Source organism: Okeania hirsuta, assembly GCF_003838195.1.
GTDB lineage: Bacteria > Cyanobacteriota > Cyanobacteriia > Cyanobacteriales > Microcoleaceae > Okeania > Okeania hirsuta.
Genome location: NZ_RCBY01000390.1, coordinates 1 through 4449, shown reverse-complemented (window position 1 = coordinate 4449; position 4449 = coordinate 1). Strand labels below are relative to the sequence as shown.

The 4449-nt window shown below is 39.0% G+C and carries 2 protein-coding genes and 1 pseudogene; all 3 read right to left on the bottom strand.

Translation table 11 applies throughout. The features are described 5' to 3' along the window. Positions 1-662: 662 nt before the first annotated feature. Positions 663-3164: an endonuclease MutS2 gene (locus D5R40_RS30670; protein ID WP_124145452.1), complete on the bottom strand. Its 2502-nt coding sequence runs from the start codon at positions 3162-3164 to the stop codon at positions 663-665. A 435-nt stretch (positions 3165-3599) separates the two neighbouring features. After that, the gene (locus D5R40_RS30665; protein ID WP_161564724.1) at positions 3600-3740 is read right to left on the bottom strand and encodes a hypothetical protein; all 141 of its coding nucleotides are present in this window, start codon (positions 3738-3740) and stop codon (positions 3600-3602) included. Then, positions 3737-4237 (bottom strand): annotated as a pseudogene (rodA, locus tag D5R40_RS30660) (rod shape-determining protein RodA); the annotation flags it as partial. The pseudogene rodA and the gene D5R40_RS30665, both read right to left, overlap by 4 nt. Positions 4238-4449 lie beyond the last annotated feature (212 nt).

Genomic DNA, 4449 nt, shown 5'->3' with positions numbered 1-4449 from the left:
CTCTTCGATACTTTTGTGTGGTTCTAGCTTTAACAATCTCGGCATGGCGATCGCCCAACTCTTACTATTCATCCCTTAATTTATCAGGTTTAATTTTTTTATACCGATGCTACCGGATTTGATATTAACTGACCAACAAAAACATCTCAATCAAGAAAAAAGTAGCGACCGCGTCAAAAGTGAACAGACAATATCTGGGGTAAACAGATATAATGCAGCTAGAGGATGATATCGAAATCACATCAAAGATGCGCGACGATCGCTTCATGTTCACTGCGGCTGGACTCTGGAATTTTTACTTAATGGTAGCATAGTTTAATCAGTGAAAACCAGAATTTTCCCATTTCACTTTAAGGTTTTATTTCGCGACAAGTCTAATATTTAAGTGATTTATTATTCCTTGGTTAAAGCCTTTTTTCTTCCTTCACCTGCTTGAATTAATCTTTTTTGAGCATGCTAACACCAAAATTAATCTTTGTTTTGTAAGGCTAATGCTTAAAAGACTAGCCATGAGTTAAAAAGAACCCAAATGGTTTCTATATGGCTCCCCTAAACAATTTAAGAACTATTCCCTGCTCCTCCTATCTACTTTTCATGCTTGTTATCAACTTCTGAGGGTCTTTGGACTCAGGTAGACCAAAATTTTACACTAATGAGTCGCACTACACTAAATGAGCAATAGTTACCCCACTACCGCCGTCATTTCTCGGCGCTAATTCATAACGCTCTACCAACGGATGATCCTGCAAAAACTCATGGATACCCTGTCTCAATTTACCAGTACCTTTACCATGAATAATCCACAACAAACCATACTCGATCGCCCGAGAAAGTGCCCTATCTACCTCAATTTGAGCATCTGCCACCCGACTTCCACGAATATCAATACTATTTTGAGAAGTACGAACAGCTAAACCACTAGAAGTAATCTCTGCTGGAGTTTCCTTAGACTTACTTTCTGACTTCTTACTCTTTTGTGCCTCTACATTTTTACTCTTTTTAGAAAGCTCTGCTTTTTCACCATCAAGAGATTCCACTTCTGCCAAACTAACTGTCATTTTCATAATTCCAAATTTAACAGTTAACTCATCATTCTCATTAGGAGCGCTCAACACTTCTGCTGTTTGCCCAATTTTGGGAATCCGAATGCGATCGCCCTCCTTGGGCATAAAATTCGGTTTCTTCACAGGGACAGTACGAGAAGGCAAATATTTCTCAGAAATTTCATTAATAGCTTCAGTAGCTTTCTGAGCATTTCGAGCAGTTAACGGACCCTGTTGTAAATTCCGAATTACCGCAGCAATTTCTGCCTTTGCTTCAGCAATTTTTTCCTGTACCGCCACCTCTTGCGACAACTGTAAATCTCTTTCTCGATCTTTTAGCGCAGCAGCTTTTCTAGCAACTTCCCGATGTAAAGACTCAGTTTCTTGTAGTAACTCAGAAGCTTCTTTCGCCTTTGTTTCCTGTTGCTGTCTTTGTGCTTCCAAACCTGCAATCACCTGATTCACATCTTCAGAATTTCCTCCCACATAATCTTGCGCTCTATAAATAATCTCCTGTTTTAAACCCAACTTGCCAGCAATAGTCATAGCATTAGAACGCCCTGGAATTCCCCACAGCAGGCGGTATGTAGGTTGTAGGGAATTGATATCAAATTCTACAGAAGCATTTTCAAACCTTTCATCGTCATATTTGAGAGCTTTAAGTTCTCCAAAATGGGTAGTTGCCACAGTTAATAGTGCATGGTCAGCCAAATATTGCAATATAGAAGTTGCTAAAGCACTACCTTCAGTGGGGTCTGTACCAGCACCGATTTCATCTAACAAAACCAGAGTAGAAGATAAATCAGAATTTTCTTGATTTTCATCTTCATCTATTGCTTCTAGAATCCTAATAATGCGTCGAACATGACCAGAAAAGGTAGATAAACTTTGTTCTAATGATTGCTCATCACCAATATCAGCCAAGATTTGTTCAAACCACGGCAACTCAACAGGTTCATTAGCAGGTATAAATAATCCTATTTTTGCCATCAGTGCAGCTAACCCCAAGGTCTTCAGGGTAACAGTTTTACCTCCAGTGTTCGGGCCCGTAATTGCCACAACTTTAACTGGAGATTTCACCGTCACATCAATAGGTACAACATCATTTCCTTCTTCGTATTGCTGTTGCCAAACTAACAACGGATGTCGCAATTGACGGATATTCACGGGGCGATCGGAATCTGGTTCAGTAAATTGAGGGGGGTTTGCTCCTAACCATAAACTATAACGAGCGCGAGCTGTAGCGAGGTCAATTGTAGTAGCAATTATCAATAACTGCTCCAAGTCTTCCTTGACTTCTGCCACCTGCTCTGTTAATGCTTGCCGAATCGCTTCTTCTTCTCTTTGGACCTGACGCTGTAGTTGTCGCATTTGGTTATTGAGGTTGACAACTCCATTAGGTTCAATGTATAATGTAGAACCTGTTGTAGATGTATCGTGAACAATACCAGGTACAGCATCCTTTTGAGGTGCTTTGACAGGAATTACAAAGCGATCGCTCCTTTGAGTAATAATTGGTTGTTGAATAGCACTAGCTTTCCGTTGTAAAATGCCTCGAAGTATCCCATCAATGCGATCGCGCAAATGGTGCATTTTTTCTCGAATACCCGCCAGTTTGGGACTTGCTCGGTCTGTAACATCTCCCCGGTCGTCTATACAGCGGTGAATTTCCTGTTCTAGTTCTGGATAAGTGCGTAACTCAGCTACTAATTCCGGCAAAACTGACAACTCATATTCCGATTCATAATTATCAATTGTCCGACGTAACTTACGAGCGCCTGCCAAAGTTGTCGCAATAGCTAAAATTTCACCTCCAGAAAGTATACCACCTAGTTCTGCTCTTTCCAGGGAATCTCCAAAGTCTTCAATACCATCAAAGGACAAACCCTGTAGAAGACGAGTTTCTAGTATATATGCTTCCTTCGTTTCAGCTAATAGTTGTATAGTTTCCGCCTTTGTTGACGGAATTGGTAAATAATTAGTAGCGTCTTGGCGATCGCCGATATTAAAAGTCCTAGAATTGTGGAGCAATATCGCACCCAATTTCGTTGCTGTAAAAGTGGCCAAGTGCTGACACAAGCGAGGCCATTCCAGTAATTCTAAAGTCTCGGATTGAATCAAAGCTTAATAATATATAAAAGTATTATGTACTCTGAATTATATTATACTACAACTAGGGCAAAATATTTCGGAAGTCAAAAGTTATCGGAAGTCAAAAGTCAAAAGTCAAAAGTCAAAAGTTAGAAGTCAAAAGTGATATTTTAAGTACTTAAAATATCACTTCTAACTTCTAACTTTTGATTTTTTATTTTTGACTTTAAATGGGGAGTAGGAGAGCTGATACTATTTCAATTAAATAATTTCACAAATATGTAGAGGTTTTAAGTACTTAAAACCTCTACCTATCTGTGAAATTATTTAATTGAAATAGTATCAGCTCCCCTATTCCCCATTTAAAGTCATACATTCAAAAGTCAAAAGTTAGAAGTGATATTTTAAGTACTTAAAATATCTACCTATTTGTGACATTATTTAATTGAAATGGTATAAGCTCCCCTACTCCCCTACCCAGGTGATTATCAAAAATGAAATAGCTCTGTCCCAGATGAGCTGTTGCCTGTTGCCTGTTGCCTGTTGTCTGTTGTCTGTTGTCTGTTGTCTGTTGTCTGTTGCCTGTTGCCTGTTGCCTATTGTCAAAAACCTTGCCTAGATTTAGCACTGTAATTAGCCACTGACTCCACTAACCCCAGGGCAATAAAATTACTCAACAAAGCCGATCGCCCATAACTAAGTAACGGTAGTGGGATACCAGTCACAGGAGCCAAACCAATATTCATCCCAATATTCACAAAAACCTGGAATACTAACATTGATAATACTCCAATGGCAATCAGAGAACCAAAATCATCCTTAGCAGTCTGAGCAATAATAACCAACCGCAGACAAATAAACCAAAAAGCTAAAAGTACCAGAATACAACCAACAAAACCCAACTCTTCGCCAATAGCTGAGAAAATAAAATCTGTATGCTGTTCTGGGATAAAATGTAGTTGAGTTTGAGTACCTTGATATAGCCCCCTACCAAACATCTGTCCAGAACCAATAGCAATACGAGATTGAATTAGGTGATATCCCGTGCCCAGAGGGTCTTGTTCTGGATTCAGAAATCCTGTTAGTCGGTCTTTTTGATAATCACCTGGGTAGGGGAGTAGGGGAGCTTATACCATTTCAATTAAATAATGTCACAAATAGGTAGATATTTTAAGTACTTAAAATATCACTTCTAACTTTTGACTTTTGAATGTATGACTTTAAATGGGGAATAGGGGAGCTGATACTATTTCAATTAAATAATTTCACAGATAGGTAGAGGTTTTAAGTACTTAAAACCTCTACCTATCTGTGA